Genomic DNA, 22,674 nt, shown 5'->3' with positions numbered 1-22,674 from the left:
TAAACCATGGAGCAGGTCCAAGGTCAAGCCATGTAAAAAAGGCGTAAGAATGTGTAAGAAATGTGATAATATTTAATACTTTTGTAATATTTCCGAATAATGGTAATATGCAAATGGAGAAAAAAATAAGAAAATGCCCATAATATGGGGAGAAAAGCCGATTGATAGACCTGTAATTGATAGAATGGATTGGAAAATAAAAGAAAAAAAGCAGGAAAACCTGCCTTTTTTCTATAGAAAACTTCATATTCATTCTTTAATGACTGCCTTGTACAGAAGTCTGGTCTTTTTGCAGATTTTTCTGTGCTGTTGACAGCATCAGTTTAATACGGTTTAACTGGTTTACCTCGCTGGCACCAGGGTCATAGTCCACAGCGATGATATTGGAATCCGGATAAGATTTCCGCAGTTCCTTGATGACGCCCTTGCCCACGATGTGGTTTGGAAGACAGCCAAAAGGCTGAGTGCAGACAATGTTATTGGTACCGGTATGGATTAACTCCAGCATTTCACCGGTTAAGAACCAGCCTTCCCCCGTCTGATTCCCAATGGAAACGAAATCCTTGGCCATATCTGCCAGGTTTCCGATGTGGGAAGGAGCGGTGAAGTGTCTGCTCTTTGTCAGTTCCCGCTTTGCTGTCTTTCGGAAGAATTCGAGCAGAGAGATTGCCATATTGGAGAGAGTGGCGGTTTTTTTCGCTCCGCCAAGGTTCTCTGCTTTAAAGTTATTGTTATAGAAGCAGTACAAAAGGAAATCCATCAGATCCGGCATCACTGCTTCCGCACCTTCTGCCTCTAAAAGTTCCACGATATGGTTGTTTGCCAATGGAGAGAACTTCACCAGGATCTCGCCGACCACCCCGACCTTCGGCTTTTGGATGTCGTTGCGTTCCAGATTGTCAAAATCCTTGATGATGCCCCTGATATTACGGGAAAATGTAATCATATCCGGTGATTTCTTCGATAAAGATTCGATGCACCGGTTTTTCCATTTCTCATGAAGCGCATTGGCGGAACCGGGAATCTTTTCATAAGGACGGGTGGCGTAGAGCACTCTCATAAATACGTCTCCGTAAACCACACCCTGCATCGCTTTTGTCAGCATAGGAAGTGTGATCTTAAAGCCCGGATTGGTCTCCATGTTATTGGCATTGACCGAGATCACAGGAACTTGGCCCATGCCTGCCTTCTCAAGCGCTCTTCTTATGAATCCGATATAGTTGGAAGCACGGCAGCCCCCTCCGGTCTGGCTCATGAATACGGCAGTATGGTCTAAATCGTATTTGCCAGAAAGGAGCGCATCCATAATCTGTCCCACAACGATGAGAGAGGGATAGCAGGCGTCATTGTTTACATATTTCAGTCCTGTATCAACGGCGGTCCGGTTGTGATTCTGCAGGACCTCGATCTTGTAGCCGAATGTACGGATCGCAGGTTCAATCAAGTCAAAATGAATCGGTGACATCTGCGGACAGAGAATGGTATAATCCTGTTTCATCTCTTTGGTAAACATCACCCGGTGATAAGCACTTGATACGACGTTTTGCTCAAAGTGCTCTTTGTCCCGTACCTTTAGTGCCGCAATCAGGGAACGGATACGGATTCTGGCCGCTCCCAGGTTGTTGACTTCGTCGATCTTTAAAACCGTATAAATCTTGCCGGATCCGGTAAGGATATCACTAACCTGGTCTGTCGTTACGGCATCCAGACCGCAGCCAAAGGAAGTGAGTTGAATCATATCCAGATTCCGCTCCCGTTTCACGAGAGTGGCTGCTTTGTAGAGTCTTGTATGATACATCCACTGGTCTGTGACCACCATAGGCCGTTCGATCTCTGCAAGATGGGAGACCGAGTCCTCCGTGAGAACTGCAAAACCAAAGGAGGCAATGAGTTCCGGAATGCCGTGGTTGATCTCCGGATCAACGTGGTAAGGACGGCCCGCCAGTACGATCCCATGACGGTCGTTCTCCTTGAGCCATAATAAGGTTTCCTCTCCCTTTTTCTCTATGTCGGCGCGGGAAGCCATAAGCTCTTCCCAGGCGGCGTGAGCCGCGGCGGTAATTTCGGAGGCAGGGATTTTAAATTCGTTTTTAAATACTTCAACCAGACGGGAGGTTAATACCTCTTCGTTGGTAAATGCCATAAATGGGTTTAAAAACCGTACGTTCTCTGTCTGGATCCCTTCCACGTTGTTTTTGATATTTTCCGCATAAGAGGTGACGATGGGACAGTTAAAATGGTTTCCTGCATCAGGCGTTTCATTTCTTTCATAAGGGATGCAGGGATAAAAAATAGTTTTGATTCCTTCCCGGATCAGCCATTCCACGTGACCGTGGGCAATCTTGGCCGGATAGCATTCGGATTCGCTTGGAATGGATTCAATGCCCAGTTCATAAATCTTTCTGGTGGACTGGGGGGAGAGAATGGTGCGGAATTTTAACGTTTTAAAGAAAACAGCCCAGAAGGGGTAATTTTCATAAAGGTTCAAAACTCTCGGGATACCGATGGTGCCCCGCTCCGCAGCAGCCTCATCCAAAGGCTCATAGTCAAACGTTCGGTGATATTTGTAATCAAAAAGATTCGGAACATCACTGGAGGCTTTCTCTTTTCCAAGCCCCCGCTCACAGCGGTTGCCGGAAATAAATTTACGTCCGCCGTCAAAACGGTTTACCGTAAGAACACAGTTGTTGGTGCATTTTCTGCATCGGGTCATGGAAGTCTCATAGTGAAGATTCAAAATTTCATCAAGGCTCAGCATGGTGGTCTTTGCAGACGCTTCATAGCGCTCCCGTGCGATCAGTGCGGCACCGAATGCCCCCATAATGCCTGCAATGTCCGGACGGACTGCCTGGCAGCCGGAGATCTTTTCAAAGCTCCGGAGTACTGCGTTGTTATAAAAAGTACCGCCCTGAACCACCACGTGCTTCCCTAAATCAGAAGCACTTGTAATTTTTATTACTTTAAATAAGGCATTCTTAATAACGGAATAGGCAAGACCGGCAGAAATATCAGAAACCGGTGCCCCTTCCTTTTGGGCCTGTTTTACATTGGAGTTCATAAATACCGTACATCTGGTTCCAAGATCCGTTGGGTTTTCTGCAAAAATTGCTTCCTCTGCAAAATCCTCCACCTTATAATTCAGGGAATTGGCAAAGGTTTCGATAAAGGAGCCGCAGCCGGCAGAACAGGCTTCGTTTAACTGAACGCTGTCTACGGTGCCGTTTTTGATGCGTATGCACTTCATATCCTGGCCGCCGATGTCCAGAATGCAGTCTACCTCCGGTTCAAAAAAGGAGGCTGCATAATAGTGGGAAATGGTCTCCACTTCTCCTTCATCAAGAAGAAAGGCTGCCTTTAATAAGGCTTCCCCGTAGCCGGTGGAACAGGACCATACGATCTCACTGTCCTCAGTAAGCTGTTCTTTGATCTCTTTCATCGCCTGGGTGGCTGTTGCCAGAGGACTTCCGTTGTTGCTGCTGTAGAATTTATAAAGCAGAGTTCCGTCTTCGCCTACGAGGGCGACTTTGGTTGTGGTGGAGCCTGCATCGATTCCTAAAAAGCACTTTCCGTGATAGGAAGACAGATCCCCTTTTTTCACGGTGTGTTTGCTGTGGCGGGTGATAAATTCATCAAAATCCGCCTGATCTTTAAACAGAGGCTCCATACGCTTTACTTCAAATTCCATGCGGATTCCGGAAGATAAACGGGAGATCATTTCCTCCAGAGAGAGGGTGGCATCGGTGGCCTCCACTGCATTCATTGCCGCACCGATGGCAGCAAAAAGATGGGAGTGTTCCGGTGCGATGATCTCATCTCCGGATAAATGAAGGGTACGGATAAAGGCTTTTTTCAGTTCCGGAAGAAAATGCAAGGGGCCTCCCAGGAAGGCAACGTGGCCTCTGATGGGCTTTCCGCAAGCCAGTCCGCTGATGGTCTGGTTTACAACTGCCTGAAAGATAGAAGCCGCAAGATCTTCTCTGGTAGCCCCTTCGTTGATGAGTGGCTGAATGTCCGTTTTAGCGAAAACGCCGCAGCGGGCAGCAATTGGATAAATGGCTTTATAGTTGACTGCATATTCGTTAAGGCCAGCAGCGTCGGTCTGTAAAAGAGCCGCCATCTGGTCAATGAAAGAACCGGTTCCTCCGGCACAGATGCCGTTCATACGCTGGTCAATGCCGCCGGTGAAGTAAATAATTTTTGCATCTTCTCCGCCAAGTTCGATTGCCACGTCCGTATGTGGGGCATAATCCTTAAGGGAAGTGGCAACTGCCACGACCTCCTGGACAAAGGGAACTTTTAAATGCTTGGATAAGGTCAGTCCTCCGGAACCTGTAATGCCCGGACGTAAATTCATAGGGCCAAGTTTATCAAAGGCCTTTTTTAAAAGGCCCGCAAGTGTTTCCTGTATGTTAGCAAAATGCCGTTCATAATCAGAAAATAATAATTCATTTTTTTCATTTAGTATTGCAATTTTAACAGTAGTGGAACCGATATCGATTCCTAATGTGTTGTATGTACTCATATGTGCGGGGGTATCCCCTGCCTCCTTTTGTGTAGAAGTAAGTTGCTGGCTCACCGAACATCAGTTTAACATAAAATAAGAAATATTACAATTGTCATAACATGCTAAATTAATGTTAAATCTAGCAAAATTTGTTTAAGTTCACAAAATCAGGTACCATTTTGTTTGACAAATATGGTTGGGGATTTTATAATGTATAGGTCAAAGTCCGCCAAGGGATTTTCTAAAATATTTTCAGTGGAAGGGGGAAACGCTATGATACAGATATATAAAACAGAGGACGGTCTGATCCAACAAAAGGATGCGCTTTCTCCAGGTTCCTGGATAGCGCTTACAAACCCCACCGCTACGGAGATTCTGGAGATTGCCAATACCTATAAGATTGATCCGGATGACCTAAGAGCACCGCTTGATGAGGAAGAGCGCTCCCGAATCCAGACAGAGGATCATTACACGCTGATCCTGGTGGATGTTCCCACTATTGAGGAACGGAATGACAAAGATTGGTATGTAACCATACCCATGGGCATAATAACAACAGATGAGGCCATTATTACGGTATGTCTGGAAGATACTACGGTACTGAATGCATTTATGGATGGCCGGGTCAGGGATTTCCATACGTACATGAAAACCCGTTTTATTCTGCAGATTCTGTATAAGAATGCGTCACTTTATCTGCAATATTTAAGAGTCATTGATAAAAAGAGCGGAGTGATTGAGGAAAAGCTCCACAAGTCGACAAAGAACCGGGAGCTTATTGAGCTTCTGGAACTGGAAAAGAGCCTTGTGTACTTTACCACCTCCCTGCGGTCCAATGAGATGGTGCTTGAAAAACTCATGCGCAATGAAAAAATCAAAAAGTATCCGGAAGATACGGATCTTTTGGAAGACGTCATCATTGAGAACAAGCAGGCCATCGAGATGGCGAATATCTACAGCGGCATATTAAGCGGCACCATGGATGCGTTTGCTTCTGTAATTTCCAATAACTTAAATATTGTAATGAAGTTTCTGGCAACCATTACCATTGTCATGTCCATCCCTACGATGGTGGCAAGCTTTTATGGTATGAATGTAAACACCCAGGGGATGCCGTTTGCCAACAGTCCTTACGGGTTTGTGATTGTATTAGGATTTACACTTGCCCTGACACTGATTGTCGCGTGGATTTTTTCAAAAAAAGATCTGTTTTAATCTTAGGAAAAGGAAGGTAGCATGAAATTTTTCTATAATCTGGAGCGCAAATTTAAGAAATATGCGATTTCAAATCTGATGTATTATATCATCGGAATGTACGGTGTAGGACTTCTTATGGAACTTTTTGCACCGGGATTTTATTGGCAGTACCTATCCCTTGACGCAGGAATGATTCTTAAAGGCCAGGTATGGAGGATCGTAACGTTTATGATCTATCCTCCCGGCAGTACCAATCTGCTGTTCAGCCTGATCAGTATGTATCTGTATTATATGCTGGGCCAGAACCTGGAGAGAATCTGGGGAGCATTCCGCTTTAATGTTTATTTCTTTATGGGAGTCATCGGTCATGTGGCGGCAGCGCTGGTTGTCTATCTGTTAATGGGGAAGACAGTATATTTAACAACGGAATTTCTTAATTATTCCCTGTTCTTTGCTTTTGCTGCAACATTTCCGGATTTGGAATTCCTTTTGTTTTTCGTGATTCCTGTGAAAGCCAAGTGGCTGGCCATCTTCAACGGGCTATATTTCCTTTACGGCTTTATTGCCGGCAACATGGCAACCAGAGTCACAATTTTTATGTCTCTATTTAACTTTATCCTCTTTTTCCTTTTGACTCGGAATTTAAGCCGGTTCAATCCGAAAGAGATCAAAAGAAAGCATCATTTTCAGAAACAGATGAAAATCATGCCCCAGGGGGGAACCCACCATAAGTGCGCTGTATGCGGACGTACCGAAAAAGATTCTCCGGACCTGGATTTCCGTTATTGTTCAAAATGTGAAGGCAGTTTTGAATACTGTTCTGAGCATTTGTATACACATAAACATGTAACGTCGGACCACCCCACAGCCGACAATACGATCAATTAGCTACGGAGGATAATAATGAAGAAAACAAAGATTATTTGCACGATGGGACCAAATACGAATGACCGTAACGTAATGAAGGCACTGGCTGAACACGGAATGGACATTGCCAGATTTAATTTTTCACACGGTGACTATGAAGAACAGAAGGCGCGCCTTGAAATGCTGAAAAGTATCCGTGAAGAACTGGATCTGCCGATCGCAGCACTTCTTGATACGAAAGGGCCGGAGATCCGTACCGGTGTTTTGCAGGATGGCAAAAAGGTGATGTTAAAGGAAGGCGATACTTATACACTGACCAGTGAGGATATTGTCGGTGATGCCGTCAGAGGCCACATTACCTATGAAGGCCTTGCAGAAGATGTGGTTCCCGGAAACCGCATTCTTATTGATGACGGTCTGATTGAGCTGGAGGTTCTGGAAGTAAAAGGCAAAGAGATCGTCTGCAGAATTGTAAACGGCGGAGAGCTGGGAGAAAGAAAAGGCGTTAATGTACCAAACGTTAAGATCAAGCTTCCGGCACTGACCGATAAGGATAAGTTAGATATCCAGTTCGGAATCGAGCAGGGATTTGACTTTATCGCTGCCTCCTTTGTCCGTACTGCAGATGCCATCCGTGAGATCAAAGAGATCCTGGCAGCGAACGGTTCTAATATGGGTGTCATTGCTAAGATTGAAAATGCAGAGGGAATCGAAAACCTTGACGATATCATCGAAGCCAGCGACGGAATCATGGTTGCCCGCGGTGATATGGGAGTTGAGATCCCGGCACAGGAAGTTCCGTTTGTACAAAAGAGCATCATTGAAAAATGCAATGTGGCATGCAAGCCGGTTATCACTGCCACTCAGATGCTTGATTCCATGATCCGTAACCCCCGTCCTACCAGAGCGGAAGTGACGGACGTTGCAAACGCTGTTTATGACGGCACCGATGCAGTAATGCTTTCCGGTGAGACTGCTATGGGTAAATATCCGGTGGAAGCACTCTCCATGATGGCTTCTATTGTAGAAGAGACAGAAAAACATCTGGATTACAATGGTTTCCGTCAGCGCAGAGTTTCAGCAGCCAATGAACATAACGTATCCAATGCAGTATGCTATTCTTCTGTAGCAACCGCCAGAGACTTAGGGGCAAAGGCTATCGTAGCTCCCAGCATCACCGGTTTTACTGCAAGACTGTTATCCAAATGGAGACCGGAAAGCCAGATCATCGGATTGTCTCCAAGCTCTTCTGCACTTCGTCAGATGCAGTTATATTGGGGCGTTAAGCCATATCATGCAAAGCGTGCGGAATCTACGGATGTGCTGATTTACTCCTCTATTGAATTGTTAAAGGAAAAGGGAGTTGTAAAGGAGAACGACACGGTAGTAGTAACTGCCGGTGTGGTCAATCCAGTCAGAAAGCATGAGTCAGCCGCTCATACCAATATCATGCGTGTGGTTAATGTAAATTAGATAAATGAAATAATTCTGAATAATTATACAAAAAAAGAGTGGACAAAAGAGTCTATCCCCGGTACAATGTAGCTTACCAGCAGATGTGCCTGAGACAGGCTCTTTCTGCATAGTAGGACTTACGAGAGGAGAGGAAAGCTATGGAAAAGAAACCATTTGTTACCAAGGAGAAATTAAGTGAAATAGTGAAAGAATATCCAACTCCCTTTCATATTTATGATGAAAAGGGGATCAGGGAGAATGCGGAAAAATTAAAACAGGCATTTTCCTGGAATAAAGGGTACCGGGAGTACTTTGCAGTCAAAGCCACACCAAATCCGTTTATCTTAAACATTTTAAAGGATTATGGCTGCGGGGCCGACTGCTCCTCCTTGACGGAACTTATGATGTCTGATGCCATAGGCTTTTCCGGCTCCGATATTATGTTTTCTTCCAATGACACACCGGCGGAGGAGTTCCGGTATGCAGAAAAGCTGGGGGGAATTATCAACCTTGATGATATCACTCATATTGATTTTCTGGAAAAAGCCATTGGATACATTCCGGAAACTATCAGCTGCCGTTATAATCCGGGTGGAATATTTAAAATCAGCAATGATATCATGGATAACCCGGGAGATTCCAAATATGGAATGACCACGGAGCAGATTTTTGAGGCTTACCGGATCTTAAAGAGCAAGGGGGCCAAAAAGTTTGGCATCCATGCATTTCTCGCCAGCAATACGGTGACCAATGAGTATTATCCTCTGCTTGCAAAGGTACTTTTTGAACTTGCGGTGAAGCTCAAAGAGGAAACGGGAGCGGAGATCAGTTTCATTAACTTATCCGGAGGGATCGGGATTCCTTACCGCCCGGGACAGGAGCCCAACGATATTCTGGCCATCGGGGAAGGTGTAAGAAAGGTTTATGAAGAGATCCTGGTACCGGCAGGAATGGGAGAGGTTGCCATTTATACGGAGCTTGGCCGTTTCATGCTGGGGCCTTACGGCGGACTTGTGACCGAGGTCATTCATGAAAAACATACCTATAAAGAGTATATCGGTGTAGATGCCTGTGCTGTGAATCTGATGCGTCCGGCCATGTACGGGGCATATCATCACATTACGGTCATGGGGAAAGAAGACCAGGTGTGCAGCCACAAGTATGATGTCGTTGGTTCCCTTTGTGAAAACAACGATAAATTCGCCATTGACCGGATGCTTCCTGAGATTGCTATGGGAGATTTGCTATTCATCCATGATACGGGCGCTCATGGATATGCCATGGGTTACAATTACAACGGAAAGTTAAGATCTGCAGAGCTGCTTTTAAAAGAAGATGGAAGTGTCCAGATGATAAGAAGAGCCGAGACACCCAAGGATTATTTTGCAACCTTTGATTTTTGCGACATCTTAAAAGATATAAAATATTAACTTCAGCTCAATCGCTGGAGCGGGAAATGGCTTTCTTAGCCATTTCCTTATTTTTTGTTCTTAAAACAGAAAAATCCCTGTGCCGTAAGACACAGGGGGGATTTTTCTTAGGATTTTCGGATTTCAAAAAGGGTAAAAGGATAATTGCTATACATTGTGCATTTCTTATGACATAAGTATATCACACCCCACTTGGAAAAGTTTGTATATTATTTGAATAGATTCTGAAGATTTTCTTAATATCATTCCGGCAGGAAAAAGAAACCATTGAAAATTTTGCCTCTGAAAAGAAACCATGGGAGTCTACTTGGAATATCTTAATAAAAAAGGAATCAGGTAGTGGACTGTGAATCAAGTAAGAGAGGCAATACATTGTGAAGCGGCTTATCGCATGGGACTTACTGGACGGGGAGTCGGAGTTGCAGTGCTTGATACGGGAATTTTTCTCCATGAGGATTTTGAACATAGAGTAGCAGCTTTTACAGATATCGTACACCGCAGGCGGGATGCCTATGACGATAATGGTCATGGGACCCACATTGCAGGAATCATTGGTGGAAGCGGAAATGCTTCAGACGGAAAGTATATGGGGGTTGCACCGGAGTGCCATATCATAATGCTGAAGGTCCTGGATAAAAAAGGAAACGGTTATGCCTCCGATGTGCTGGCCGGATTGAAATGGGTCCGTGACAACAGAGAAAGATACGGAATCCGTATCGTGAATATTTCTGTGGGTTCCTTTTCAAGAAAAGGGATGACGGAAAATTCAGTTCTTGTGCGCGGGGTAAATGCGGCCTGGGATGACGGCCTGGTTGTCTGTGTGGCAGCCGGTAATATGGGGCCGGGGACCAATACCATCACAACTCCGGGGATCAGCCGGAAGGTGATCACGGTGGGCTGTTCCGACGATTACAAAGAGGTCAATGTTATGGGAAACCGGATGATTGATTACTCGGGCAGAGGTCCTACGGGAGCCTGTATCTGCAAGCCGGAAATCATCGCCCCAGGCGCAGGAATTATGAGCTGCTCCAATGAACCAGGAGAATACCAGAGCAAAAGCGGCACGTCAATGTCAACGCCCCTGGTATCAGGGGCGATTGCGCTTCTTCTTCAGAAATATCCTTATATGAGCAACCGGGATGTTAAGCTTATGCTTCGCGAAAGAGCCGTGGATTTAGGACTTCCCATAAACCAGCAGGGCTGGGGACTTTTGGATGTCGAACGGCTTTTGCTGTGATTTTATACTGAATTATGATCCGGACCCCGCCGTTTGGCTTCGGCAGGTCCGGACACTAAAAACACCGGACTCTAAAAAAACTTGCAGACTTGGGGGGCTTGTGTTATAGTAGCCTTACAGTCTAAAGGCATATCGCCTTTTTCTTCCATTCATTATCAGGCGTTTCGCCGGGATTTCCATAACAGGTATGAATTTTTAGCCGGACAGGCAGGGAGTGTGATGTCCATTGGTCTCAGAAGTCTAAATTTCTGGTTGACATTTGCTGTAAAGTATACTATTATTATAATTAGAAAAAGAACATTTGTTCGTGTTGGAGGATACTATGAATAAAGATGATAAGCTGAAAGCACTTGATGCCGCCCTTACACAGATAGAGAAAGCATATGGAAAAGGTTCCGTCATGAAGCTGGGCGATACCGGAACGAATATGAACGTGGAGACCATTCCTACGGGAGCACTGAGTCTGGATATTGCATTGGGCCTTGGCGGAATTCCAAAGGGAAGAGTGGTAGAGATCTACGGACCGGAGTCCAGTGGTAAGACTACGGTTGCGCTTCATATCATTGCGGAGGTTCAAAAGCGCGGAGGAATCGCAGGCTTTATTGATGCGGAGCATGCGCTCGATCCTGTATATGCAAAGAACATTGGTGTGGATATTGACAACCTTTACATTTCCCAGCCGGATAACGGGGAACAGGCTTTGGAGATCACCGAAACTATGGTCCGTTCGGGAGCCGTGGATATCGTAATCGTAGACTCTGTGGCAGCACTGGTTCCAAAGGCAGAGATTGAGGGGGATATGGGCGACAGCCATGTTGGCCTTCAGGCAAGACTTATGTCCCAGGCATTAAGAAAGCTGACGGCAGTTATCAGCAAATCCAATTGTATCGTCCTCTTTATCAACCAGCTTCGTGAGAAGGTGGGCGTTATGTTCGGAAGCCCCGAGACTACCACCGGCGGACGGGCCCTCAAGTTTTACGCCTCCATCCGTATGGACATCCGCAGGATTGAGACATTAAAGCAGGGCGGAGATATGGTAGGAAACCGGGTACGTGTGAAAGTGGTGAAGAATAAGATCGCTCCCCCATTTAAGGAAGCGGAATTCGATATCATGTTCGGAAGGGGAATTTCCACAGAAGGTGATGTTCTGGATCTGGCGGTAAAGGAGAACATCGTGGAAAAGAGCGGAGCATGGTTTGCTTATAACAATACCAAGATCGGTCAGGGCCGGGAGAATGCCAAGACCTATCTTCATGACAACCCGGCGATCTGCATGGAGATCGAGAATAAAGTCCGGGAGAACTACAATCTGCCCATAGAGGGCGGTGCAGCTGCACAGGGAGCAGATGGAACAGCTGCAAAGGAAAGCAAAAGAATCAAATCGGATGACAGTAAAGCAGCCGACAGTAAAGCAGTTGACGGCAAGGAATAATCCTTTCCCGATGATCTAAAGAATGATAGATAGAATAAGGGGCATGTATGTTAGTAACTGAGATTTTGCCCGTCGATAAACGCAGGAGTAAAGTCATTTTTGATGAGGACTTTACTCTTGTTCTTTATAGAGGGGATCTAAAAAGATTTAAAATAGAAGAAGGACAGCTTTTTTCAGAGGAGTCTTACCAGGAGCTTCTTCATGAAGTTTTATTCAAAAGGGCCAGAGAGAGGGTCCTGTTTCTGTTAAAGGCCTCCGATAAGACGGAGCAGGAGCTTATCCGAAAGTTAAAGGATGGGGCGTACCCCAAAGAAGCCATTGATTATGCCATTGGTTTTTTGAAGGAGCACCGGTTTATCAACGATGAGGATTATGGACGCCGGTACGTGGAATACAATTCCAGAAGAAAAAGTGAGAAGCAGATCCGGTACGAACTGCAGAGAAAAGGGCTGGACAAAGAGGTGATCCGGGATATATTAGAAGAACAGCCGGTAGATGAAGAAGCCCAAATCAAGGCGTATATCCGGAAAAAGTGCCCCAGCCTGGAAGAAATGGACCGAAAAGAGCGGAGTAAAGTGATCGCCGCGCTGGCGAGAAAAGGTTTCTCTTATGAAGCTGTGAGCCGTATTTTAGGCGGTATTTATGACGATGACTGACAATAAGGAAAATGTGTATAAGTATACCGGAAACAGGGGTTAAATACTTGACATAATGTATAAAACAGTTTAAAATTGAAGTGTTGTATTGTTGTACAATGAAAATCTAATAAGGAGGTGCTCCTGTGTCAGTATCAGTATTCACGACTGTATTGTTTGTAATTTTGGCATCAGTAATAGTCGCTTTTATTGCCTGGTCTGCTGCAATATCTTACCGTAAGAATACCTACGAAAGCAAGATCGGTTCTGCAGAAGAAAAATCCCGGGAAATAATAGATGAAGCATTAAAGGCCGCTGAGACAAAGAAGCGTGAAGCTCTCCTTGAGGCAAAAGAAGAGTCTTTAAGGACTAAGAATGAACTGGAAAAGGAAACCAGGGAAAGAAGAGCTGAGCTTCAACGTTATGAAAGACGAGTACTAAACAAGGAAGAAAACTTGGACAAAAAGTCTGAGGCTATGGAAAAACGAGAAGCAGGTCTTGCTGCTCGAGAGGATGCCCTGAACAAGAAAAGTGCCGAAGTGGAATCACTGTATGAAAAAGGCATTCAGGAACTGGAAAAAATTTCCGGACTTACCTCCGAACAGGCAAAAGAATATCTTTTAAAATCTGTTGAAGATGATGTAAAACATGACACTGCGAAATTAATTAAGGAACTTGAAAACAAAGCAAAAGAAGAAGCCGATAAAAAGGCAAAAGAGTATGTGGTCACAGCCATTCAAAGATGTGCGGCAGACCATGTGGCAGAAACCACGGTTTCTGTAGTACAGCTTCCTAACGATGAGATGAAAGGCAGGATCATCGGAAGGGAAGGCCGTAATATTCGTACGTTAGAAACCCTTACGGGTGTGGAACTCATTATTGATGATACCCCGGAAGCAGTTGTATTGTCCGGATTTGATCCGGTTCGTAGAGAAGTGGCCAGAATTGCATTGGAACGACTCATTGTGGATGGGCGAATTCACCCAGCCAGAATTGAGGAAATGGTAGAGAAGGCACAGAAAGAAGTAGAAACCAATATGCGTGAAGAAGGAGAGGCCGCCGCTCTTGAAGTGGGAATTCACGGTCTTCACCCGGAACTCATCAGACTGCTTGGAAAACTGAAATACAGGACAAGCTATGGACAGAATGCATTAAAACATTCCATGGAAGTGGCTCAGTTATCCGGTTTATTGGCTGGGGAGATCGGTCTTGATATCCGTATGTCCAAGCGTGCTGGTTTATTACATGACATTGGGAAAGCCGTTGACCATGAGATGGAAGGTTCTCATATTCAGCTTGGTGTGGAGCTTTGCAGAAAATACAAAGAATCTCCCATCGTACTGAATACCGTGGAATCCCACCATGGGGACGTTGAACCACAGAGCCTTATCGCCTGCATTGTCCAGGCAGCGGATACTATTTCTGCAGCAAGGCCTGGAGCCAGAAGAGAGACTCTGGAGACATATACAAACAGATTAAAACAGTTAGAAGATATTACCAATTCCTTTAAGGGAGTGGACAAGTCCTTTGCCATTCAGGCAGGACGTGAAGTTCGGATTATGGTAGTTCCCGAACAGATCAATGACGACGGTATGATTCTTTTGGCTCGTGATATTTCAAAGAAGATCGAAGAATCCTTAGAATATCCGGGACAGATTAAAGTCAACGTGATCCGGGAGTCCAGAGTAACAGATTACGCAAAGTAAAATATTGCCCTAAAACCGTATACTTGTCTTTGTGCGGTTTTAGGGCATGTTTCATGTCGGAGGATTGATACGTGAAACGTAAGTTAAAACTATTGCTGTGCTGCATATTAATCAGCCAGCTGTTTCTTATGACTGTATATGCAAAACCGGACTGGCCGTCAGATACGGACGTTCAGGCAGAAGCCGGGATTGTTATTGATGCAGATACAGGAGCAGTTATATTTGGGAAGAATATACATAATGCATATCCCCCTGCCAGTATCACAAAGATATTAACTGCTCTTATTGTACTTGAACATGCCGACCCTGAGGATATGGTTACTTTTTCCAAGGATTCCATCTATAACGTGGAAGCAGGAAGCGGCAATAAGTTAAATGTAACCGATGGAGATAAGCTTTCTGTAGAAGACTGCCTGTATTCCCTGATTCTTCATTCCTGTAATCAGGCTGCCAATGCGCTGGCAGAACATGTGGCTGGAAGCAGAGAAGGCTTTGTCAAAATGATGAATCAAAAAATCGAAGAGCTTGGATGTACGGAAAGCCACTTTGATAATCCGTCGGGACTGAACGGAGACACCCAGTATGTTACCGCTTATGATATGGCCATCATTGCAAAAGCAGCATACGGCAACAAAAAACTGGTGGAAATCAGTTCTGCGTTAAGCCATGACATCCCTCCTACTGCCAATAATCCGGAGGGACTGACCATTTATAATGAACATCGACTGGTAAAAACAAAGGATTCATCCAGTGAATTCTATTTCCCGGCAGCGGTTGCAGGAAAAACAGGGTATTTGATAAAAGCGGGGAATACGCTGGTCACTTACGCAGAACAGGATGGAAGAAGACTTATTTCCGTTATTCTGAAAGGAAGTCCCAAGCAGTATTTTATTGACGGAAAAAATCTTCTGCAGTTCGGATACGACCGTTTTCAGAATGTACCGCTGGATGGAAATGAAACCAAATATACGCAGGGAGATGATCCGGTTACGGTGGGGAAGACTGCCTATAAGCCTTCCGATCTGGAGCTGGAACCCAAACGCTTTATCACTCTTCCAAAAGACGCGAAGTTTTCCGATGCGGAAGAGTCTCTGGTAACAGAACTTCCAAAAAACAGTCCCAAAGGAGCGGTTGCTCTGATTCAGTATACTTATAATGACCGGAACGTAGGCCAGGCATACTTGACTGCAAAGAACGGTGCGGCAGAGTCCGGTGAGGAAACTCCGGAAAACACCACGGAACCAAAGACGGAAAACGGAAAAGAAGTGACACCGCCTGCCGATAAGAAGACAACAGACAGTCATTCGTTTGGAGTTGTGGCAGCAGGGATTGCAGGTGCGTTGCTGATCGTCGGAGCCGCTGCGGGATTTGTGGCATATAAAAGAAAAAAAGAATTCAGACAAAGTGAGCTTCGGAGAGAAGAGAGAAGGCGGCGTTTAAAGGCAGAAGGCGATGCGGAAGCCTTTGAACGGATGTTAAAAGAACGCCGGAACACAAAAGGAAAAAAATAAACAACAATGAAAAAGACCAGCTGGGGTAGCTGGTCTTTTTTCGGAGAAGGTATTTCGTTTCTTATGGGGTGTAGCAAAAACTATATAATGTATTGGGGGGGTTACAAATAATAATATACCCCATATTGATGAAAAAGTGTCAACAAACATTTACCAATCAAATAAATAAAATTATGCAAAATGTCTTGTTTATATAGAAAATCATTAAAAAAATATAGAAATTAAGTGATGATTTATCATTTTTTGTGCTTAATACCTGTAGGAAACATCATAATTGGATAAATATGGTAAAAGCTGGCGTTTTATTATTTCAAAGCAAGGTGAAGTTTTTTCAGTAGTTTTAATCATAGCCCTGACCTAAATTTTTCTCTTGTATTTTTTAAATCATAAAAATATGCATGTCTCAACAAATCAAAAATATAATTCTATAGAGTGATAGAATGGAGCCAAGCCTCTGTTTTTGTCCGTTTTTTGTCAAACCCAATTTGTGAAACAAAAAAACAACTTGTGCAATGGTGCGTACAAGTTATACATTGATAGTAAGAGGATGAGGCTCTCATTCTTATGGAGAAAGCAGGAGGTAGAAATGTATGAGGTTTTTTGTAGACACGGCAAACATTGAGGAAATCAGAAAGGCCAATGACATGGGAATTATCTGCGGTGTGACCACCAACCCTTCGTTGATCGCAAAGGAGGGAAGGGATTTTAAGCAGGTGATTGAAGAGATAACTTCCATTGTAGACGGTCCGGTCAGCGGAGAGGTAAAAGCCACAACAGCAGATGCCGAAGGAATGATGGAAGAAGGGCGCCAGATCGCCGGGATTCATCCCAACATGGTGGTTAAGATCCCAATGACCGCAGAGGGGCTGAAAGCAGTAAAGGTTCTGACAAAGGAAGGAATTAAAACCAATGTAACCCTGGTATTTTCAGCAGCCCAGGCGTTGCTGGCAGCCAGGGCCGGCGCTTCTTATGTTTCCCCGTTTTTAGGCAGGCTTGATGATATTTCCATGCCGGGAATTGAATTAATCCAGGATATTATGGAGATATTTTCCCTTCATGATATTGAGACTGAGATCATTGCGGCCAGTATCCGCAATCCCGTCCACGTGATTGACTGTGCAAAGTACGGAGCGGACATTGCAACCGTACCATATAAGGTGCTGGAGCAGATGACAAAGCATCCTTTGACCGATCAGGGAATTGTAAAGTTCCAGGAAGATTACCGCAAAGCATTTGGTGAATAAGTAACTGAAACAAATTCAGAAAGGATGGGATATCAAATGGCATACAGCAAAGTGAAAATGGTAATAGATAAGGAATTTTGCATTGCAGAAATCGATGAGAGGATCTACGGTTCTTTTATCGAGCATCTTGGCCGTGCCGTATACGACGGAATATACGCTCCGGAACACCCGACTGCTGACGAAAATGGTTTTCGTGCCGATGTAAAGGATCTGATCCGGGAATTGAATGTTCCCATTATCCGGTATCCGGGCGGCAACTTTGTTTCAGGCTTTTACTGGGAAGACAGTGTTGGTCCTGTCTCTGAGCGCCCCAGACGTTTGGAACTTGCATGGAAAAGCATTGAGGAAAATAAGGTGGGATTGAATGAATTCACCAAATGGACCAGGGATGTGGGGTCCCATGTGATGATGGCGGTGAATCTGGGAACCAGAGGCATTGCAGATGCATGCAATTTATTGGAGTACTGCAACCATCCGGGAAATACCAAATACAGTGACTTGAGGATTCGTCATGGATATAAGGAACCCCACAACATCAAGACCTGGTGTCTGGGAAATGAAATGGATGGTCCGTGGCAGCTGGGCCATAAGACCATGGAGGAGTATGGACGCTTGGCAGAAGAAACAGCAAGAGCCATGAAGATTATTGATCCCTCCATTGAACTGGTATCCTGCGGAAGCTCTTCTTTGACCATGCCTACATTCCCTGACTGGGAAGCAGTCACCCTGGAACACACCTATGATTATGTGGATTACGTTTCCATGCATCAGTACTATGGCAACCAGAAAAATGATTCCGCAGATTTTCTTGCCTGTTCCGATGATATGGATCAGTTTATCCGTACAGTTACAGCTACCTGTGATTTTGTAAAAGCGAAAAAGAGGGGCAAAAAGGATATCAAAATCAGCTTTGATGAATGGAACGTGTGGTATCATTCCAATGCGGCGGATAATGATATTACAGAAAACCATCCATGGCAGGCAGCACCGCCAATGTTGGAGGATATCTATAACTTTGAAGACGCTCTCTTAGTGGGGCTTATGTTAATCACAATATTAAAACATGCGGACCGTGTGAAAATCGCATGCCTTGCACAGCTTGTGAATGTGATTGCACCGATCATGACGGAAGCCGGGGGAGGAGCTGCCTGGAAGCAGACAATTTTCTATCCGTTTATGCATGCATCGAAATATGGCCGCGGCACCGCTTTATTACCAGTTATCAGCACGCCCAAGTTTGATACCGCCACCCATGAGGATGTAACAGCAGTGGAAGCGGTACCTGTATATCATGAAGAAAAGAACGAATTAACTGTTTTTGCAGTAAACCGGAGCCTTACGGAAGATGTGGAAATGACGGTCGATGTAAGAAGCTTTGAAGGATACCGTGTGTTAGAGCATATTGTACTGGAATCGGATGACTTAAAAGCGGAGAACGGACCTTTCAGCCAGAAGGTGGCTCCAAAACAGACCAGCCAGTCTGCCATCGACGGAGGAATCATGACAAGTACTCTGCACAAAGCCTCCTGGAATGTCATTCGTCTTGGAAAATAAAAATAGAAGGGATAAAAAAATGGTAAAAAAACAGTATCAATTCTGGTTTGCAACAGGCTCTCAGGACCTTTATGGAGAAGAATGTTTAAGAAATGTGGCGGAACATTCGGCAATTATTACGGAACGGCTTAATTCCTGCGGGATACTTCCGTTTCCGGTGGTATTAAAGCCTGTACTTATTGACAACACTTCCATACGTGCCCTATTTCAGCAGGCCAATGCCGAGGAAACCTGTGCAGGGGTCATTACCTGGATGCACACCTTTTCCCCGGCAAAATCATGGATTCTGGGACTTCAGGAGTACAGAAAGCCTCTCCTTCATCTGCACACCCAGTTTAACCGGGAGATTCCTTATGATTCCATAGATATGGATTTCATGAATGAGAACCAGTCGGCCCACGGGGACCGGGAATTCGGCCATATGGTGACCAGAATGGGGATCGTGAGAAAGGTCATTGCAGGCTTCTGGGATGATGAGAATGTCCATAGACGGATCGGGGACTGGATGCGTACTGCAGTTGGAATCATGGAAAGCAGTCATATCCGTGTGCTCCGTGTTGCCGACAATATGAGAAATGTTGCGGTGACCGAAGGCGATAAGGTGGAAGCCCAGATGAAATTCGGCTGGGAGATTGATGCTTATCCGGTGAATGAGATCGCAGAGTATGTAAACGACGTGGCAGCAGGCGATGTATCGGCTTTGGTGGAGGAGTATTACAGCAGATATGAAATTTTGACCGAAGGGAGAGATCCGGAGGAATTTAAGGCCCACGTGGCCGTTCAGGCCCAGATCGAGCTGGGGTTTGAACGTTTTTTGGTGGATAAGGATTATCAGGCAATTGTGACCCATTTCGGAGATCTGGGTTCCTTAAAACAGCTTCCGGGACTAGCCATCCAGCGTCTCATGGAGAAGGGATATGGATTTGGAGGAGAAGGAGACTGGAAGACAGCAGCCATGGTCCGGCTTATGAAGCTCATGACAGAGGGCATAACGGATGCAAAGGGCACGTCTTTTCTGGAGGACTATACCTACAATCTGGTTCCCGGAAAAGAAGGGATTCTTCAGTCTCATATGCTGGAGGTATGCCCCAGCATTGCAGATGGTAAGATCGGCATTAAAGTGAACCCGCTGTCTATGGGGAACAGACAAGATCCGGCCCGGCTGGTGTTTACCGCAAAGGAAGGAAAAGGGATTGCCACCTCTCTCATTGATCTTGGCAACAGGTTCCGCCTGATCATCAATACGGTAAACTGCAAAAAGACGGAAAAACCAATGCCAAAGCTTCCCGTAGCCACCGCATTCTGGACTCCGGAACCCAATTTAACAACCGGAGCGGAAAGCTGGATATTGGCGGGAGGCGCTCACCATACGGCGTTTTCCTATGATTTAACCGCCGAGCAGATGGGCGACTGGGCGGAATCCATGGGAATTGAAGCCGTTTACATTGATGAAAAAACAAATATCCGGGATTTAAAAAATGAATTAAGGTGGAATTCAGTGGTATTCCGGTAAATACTTTGCGGGGCCCGCCCCTTTTAAAAGAGGCGGGCCTATTTTAAGGAGGGGTTTCAAATGAAGGAAAAAGAAATTGCAGCGGCGATTCGGGAAGGCAGGACCGCTCTGGGAATGGAACTTGGTTCCACCAGAATCAAAGCAGTATTAATCAATGAAAATCACGACCCCATCGCCTCCGGCAGCCATGATTGGGAAAACCGGTATGAAAATGGAATATGGACCTATTCCATCGCTGATATCTGGAAAGGAGTCCAGGACAGCTACAAAAAGATGGCACAGGACGTTTACAATCAATATGGGGAAACGCTGACTACCATCGGAGCCATCGGCTTCTCCGCGATGATGCATGGCTATATGGCATTTGATAAGAATGGAGAAATCCTGGTTCCTTTCCGTACGTGGAGAAATACCATGACAGAGGAGGCAGCAGGGAAGCTGACCCAATTGTTTTCTTATCATATTCCTCAAAGATGGAGCATTGCCCACCTGTATCAGGCAATCCTCAATAAGGAGGAGCATGTTCGGGAGATTGATTATCTCATAACTTTGGAAGGCTACGTTCACTGGAAGCTGACTGGGCAACGGGTGCTGGGAATCGGAGACTGTGCGGGAATGTTTCCCATTGACAGCAATACAAAAGAGTTTCACGGGCGCATGATGGAACAGTTTGATGAACTGGTTGCAGGAGAAGCCTTTCCCTGGAAGTTGAGAGACATTATGCCAAAGGTTTTAACCGCAGGGGAGGCAGCAGGAGTTCTGACGGAGGAAGGGGCTAAACTTCTGGATGCCAGCGGAAATTTAAAGGCAGGAATCCCCTTCTGTCCGCCTGAGGGAGACGCAGGGACCGGTATGATGGCGACCAACAGCGTGGCAAAAAGAACCGGCAATGTTTCTGCGGGAACCAGTGTATTTGCGATGGTTGTTCTGGAAAAGGAATTGTCAAACGTCCATCAGGAGATTGATCTGGTTACGACTCCCGCCGGAGACCCGGTGGCCATGGTCCACTGCAACAACTGTACCTCGGATCTAAATGCCTGGGTCTCTCTCTTTGAAGAGTTTGCCCGGACCATGGGAATGGAAACGGATAAAAACACCCTGTTTTCCACGCTGTACCAGAAAGCGCTGGAGGGAGATAAGGATGGAGGAAATCTTTTATCCTATGGGTATTTATCGGGAGAACATCTGACCCATTTTGAAGAAGGCAGGCCCTTGTTCGTAAGGACTCCTAAAAGCCGTTTTAATCTGGCCAACTTTATGAGGGTTCATCTTTATACGGCTTTGGGGGCTTTAAAGATGGGAATGGACATCCTTTATGAAGAAGGCGTAAAGCTGGATGTGCTTTTGGGGCATGGCGGCCTCTTTAAAACAAAGGAGGCGGGCCAGAAGATTATGGCGGCTGCTATGAAGGTTCCGGTTGCTGTCATGGAGACAGCTGGAGAAGGCGGTGCCTGGGGGGCTGCACTTTTAGCTTCCTACATGATAAGGAGAGAAGAAGGGGAAACCCTGGATCACTATCTGGCCAAAAAGGTGTTTGCCGGGGAAACCGGAACCCTTGTTGAACCGGACCCAGAGGACGAAACAGGTTTTGAAATTTTTATGGAACGATATAAAAATGGTCTTTCCATAGAACGTGCAGCAGTAGACAGCTTAAAATAAATACAGGAGCAGAAAGGCGGAAAAAATGCTGAAAGAACTGAAAAAAGCGGTATATGAAGCAAATATGGAACTGCCCCGAAGAGAGCTTATCACCTATACATGGGGAAATGTCAGCGGAATCGACCGGGAAAAGGGTCTTTTTGTGATTAAGCCCAGCGGAGTGGATTATGATAAGCTTAAGCCGGAGGATATGGTGGTGATGGACCTTCAGGGAAATAAGGTGGAAGGAGAGTTAAATCCTTCCTCCGATACAGCCACTCATCTGGAACTCTATAAGGCATTTGAAGGGGTGGGCGGAATCGTTCATACCCATTCCCCTATGGCTACCTCCTGGGCGCAGGCAGGAAGAGCCCTGCCCTGCTATGGCACCACTCATGCCGATTATTTTTATGGGGAGATTCCCTGTGCCAGAAATTTAACGGAGGAGGAAATCAGGGAAGGCTATGAGAAGAACACGGGAAAAGTGATCATTGAGACCCTGAAAGGAAGAAATCCCATGTATGTTCCTGCGGTTCTTTGCAAAAACCATGGTCCGTTTACCTGGGGAACGGATGCGGCCAATGCGGTCCATAATGCGGTTGTGCTGGAAGAAATTGCGAAAATGAATCTGATGACAGAAATTCTCAATCCATCGGTGGTTCCGGCACCTCAAAGCATGCAGGATAAGCATTTCCTGCGTAAGCATGGTCCGAATGCATACTACGGACAGAACCAATCATAAGGAGTTTCA

General features: G+C 45.4%; 15 protein-coding genes. 14 read left to right on the top strand and 1 reads right to left on the bottom strand.

What is annotated here, in order from left to right:
• Positions 1 to 256 precede the first annotated feature (256 nt).
• Positions 257 to 4,522, bottom strand: coding sequence for an acyl-CoA dehydratase activase-related protein (locus VIG27_RS14265; protein ID WP_394523194.1), 4,266 nt, complete (start codon positions 4,520 to 4,522; stop codon positions 257 to 259).
• A gap of 255 nt (positions 4,523 to 4,777) precedes the next feature.
• Here VIG27_RS14265 and VIG27_RS14260 point away from each other — a divergent pair, with 255 nt between their 5' ends.
• From VIG27_RS14260 to VIG27_RS14195, 14 genes are all read left to right on the top strand, one after another.
• Positions 4,778 to 5,719 (top strand): magnesium transporter CorA family protein, encoded by a 942-nt coding sequence (locus VIG27_RS14260; protein WP_394523193.1) that lies wholly within the window; start codon positions 4,778 to 4,780, stop codon positions 5,717 to 5,719.
• Positions 5,720 to 5,740: 21 nt separating this feature from the next.
• Positions 5,741 to 6,589: a rhomboid family intramembrane serine protease gene (locus VIG27_RS14255; protein WP_394523192.1), complete on the top strand. Its 849-nt coding sequence runs from the start codon at positions 5,741 to 5,743 to the stop codon at positions 6,587 to 6,589.
• Between the two features lie 15 nt (positions 6,590 to 6,604).
• On the top strand, positions 6,605 to 8,041 hold the full coding sequence (pyk, locus tag VIG27_RS14250) for a pyruvate kinase (protein WP_394523191.1): 1,437 nt from the start codon (positions 6,605 to 6,607) through the stop codon (positions 8,039 to 8,041).
• A 140-nt stretch (positions 8,042 to 8,181) separates the two neighbouring features.
• Positions 8,182 to 9,453 carry a diaminopimelate decarboxylase gene (locus VIG27_RS14245; RefSeq protein ID WP_394523190.1) on the top strand — a complete coding sequence of 424 codons (1,272 nt, stop codon included), beginning with the start codon at positions 8,182 to 8,184 and terminating at the stop codon, positions 9,451 to 9,453.
• Positions 9,454 to 9,799: 346 nt separating this feature from the next.
• Positions 9,800 to 10,690 carry a S8 family peptidase gene (locus VIG27_RS14240; protein WP_394523189.1) on the top strand — a complete coding sequence of 297 codons (891 nt, stop codon included), beginning with the start codon at positions 9,800 to 9,802 and terminating at the stop codon, positions 10,688 to 10,690.
• A 322-nt stretch (positions 10,691 to 11,012) separates the two neighbouring features.
• On the top strand, positions 11,013 to 12,122 hold the full coding sequence (gene recA, locus VIG27_RS14235) for a recombinase RecA (protein WP_394523188.1): 1,110 nt from the start codon (positions 11,013 to 11,015) through the stop codon (positions 12,120 to 12,122).
• Between the two features lie 47 nt (positions 12,123 to 12,169).
• Entirely contained in the window at positions 12,170 to 12,778 is a 609-nt protein-coding gene (locus VIG27_RS14230; protein WP_394523187.1) for a regulatory protein RecX, read from the top strand.
• 125 nt (positions 12,779 to 12,903) lie between these two features.
• Positions 12,904 to 14,463, top strand: a complete 1,560-nt coding sequence (gene rny, locus VIG27_RS14225) for a ribonuclease Y (protein ID WP_394523186.1) — start codon at positions 12,904 to 12,906, stop codon at positions 14,461 to 14,463.
• A 71-nt stretch (positions 14,464 to 14,534) separates the two neighbouring features.
• A complete protein-coding gene (locus tag VIG27_RS14220; protein ID WP_394523185.1) occupies positions 14,535 to 15,974 on the top strand; it encodes a D-alanyl-D-alanine carboxypeptidase family protein in 1,440 nt (479 codons plus the stop codon).
• A 590-nt stretch (positions 15,975 to 16,564) separates the two neighbouring features.
• The gene (gene fsa, locus VIG27_RS14215) at positions 16,565 to 17,218 is read left to right on the top strand and encodes a fructose-6-phosphate aldolase (protein ID WP_394523184.1); all 654 of its coding nucleotides are present in this window, start codon (positions 16,565 to 16,567) and stop codon (positions 17,216 to 17,218) included.
• A 36-nt stretch (positions 17,219 to 17,254) separates the two neighbouring features.
• Positions 17,255 to 18,772, top strand: coding sequence for an alpha-N-arabinofuranosidase (locus tag VIG27_RS14210; RefSeq protein WP_394523183.1), 1,518 nt, complete (start codon positions 17,255 to 17,257; stop codon positions 18,770 to 18,772).
• 19 nt (positions 18,773 to 18,791) lie between these two features.
• A complete protein-coding gene (araA, locus tag VIG27_RS14205; RefSeq protein ID WP_394523182.1) occupies positions 18,792 to 20,285 on the top strand; it encodes an L-arabinose isomerase in 1,494 nt (497 codons plus the stop codon).
• Positions 20,286 to 20,345: 60 nt separating this feature from the next.
• Positions 20,346 to 21,944: a xylulokinase gene (locus tag VIG27_RS14200; protein ID WP_394523181.1), complete on the top strand. Its 1,599-nt coding sequence runs from the start codon at positions 20,346 to 20,348 to the stop codon at positions 21,942 to 21,944.
• 25 nt (positions 21,945 to 21,969) lie between these two features.
• Positions 21,970 to 22,665 (top strand): L-ribulose-5-phosphate 4-epimerase, encoded by a 696-nt coding sequence (locus VIG27_RS14195; RefSeq protein WP_394523180.1) that lies wholly within the window; start codon positions 21,970 to 21,972, stop codon positions 22,663 to 22,665.
• Positions 22,666 to 22,674 lie beyond the last annotated feature (9 nt).

Source organism: Lacrimispora sinapis (assembly GCF_043633585.1).
GTDB classification, from domain to species: domain Bacteria; phylum Bacillota; class Clostridia; order Lachnospirales; family Lachnospiraceae; genus Lacrimispora; species Lacrimispora sinapis.
This window is presented reverse-complemented; position numbering and strand designations above follow the sequence as displayed.

Excerpts from the sequence above, each read along its gene's own strand:
- VIG27_RS14230 (WP_394523187.1), top strand. The coding sequence starts at position 12,170 with ATGTTAGTAACTGAGATTTTGCCCGTCGATAAACGCAGGAGTAAAGTC.
- fsa (WP_394523184.1), top strand. The coding sequence starts at position 16,565 with ATGAGGTTTTTTGTAGACACGGCAAACATTGAGGAAATCAGAAAGGCC.
- VIG27_RS14195 (WP_394523180.1), top strand. The coding sequence starts at position 21,970 with ATGCTGAAAGAACTGAAAAAAGCGGTATATGAAGCAAATATGGAACTG.
- VIG27_RS14255 (WP_394523192.1), top strand. The coding sequence starts at position 5,741 with ATGAAATTTTTCTATAATCTGGAGCGCAAATTTAAGAAATATGCGATT.
- araA (WP_394523182.1), top strand. The coding sequence starts at position 18,792 with ATGGTAAAAAAACAGTATCAATTCTGGTTTGCAACAGGCTCTCAGGAC.
- VIG27_RS14200 (WP_394523181.1), top strand. The coding sequence starts at position 20,346 with ATGAAGGAAAAAGAAATTGCAGCGGCGATTCGGGAAGGCAGGACCGCT.
- VIG27_RS14260 (WP_394523193.1), top strand. The coding sequence starts at position 4,778 with ATGATACAGATATATAAAACAGAGGACGGTCTGATCCAACAAAAGGAT.
- recA (WP_394523188.1), top strand. The coding sequence starts at position 11,013 with ATGAATAAAGATGATAAGCTGAAAGCACTTGATGCCGCCCTTACACAG.
- VIG27_RS14265 (WP_394523194.1), bottom strand. The coding sequence starts at position 4,522 with ATGAGTACATACAACACATTAGGAATCGATATCGGTTCCACTACTGTT.
- pyk (WP_394523191.1), top strand. The coding sequence starts at position 6,605 with ATGAAGAAAACAAAGATTATTTGCACGATGGGACCAAATACGAATGAC.
- VIG27_RS14245 (WP_394523190.1), top strand. The coding sequence starts at position 8,182 with ATGGAAAAGAAACCATTTGTTACCAAGGAGAAATTAAGTGAAATAGTG.
- VIG27_RS14210 (WP_394523183.1), top strand. The coding sequence starts at position 17,255 with ATGGCATACAGCAAAGTGAAAATGGTAATAGATAAGGAATTTTGCATT.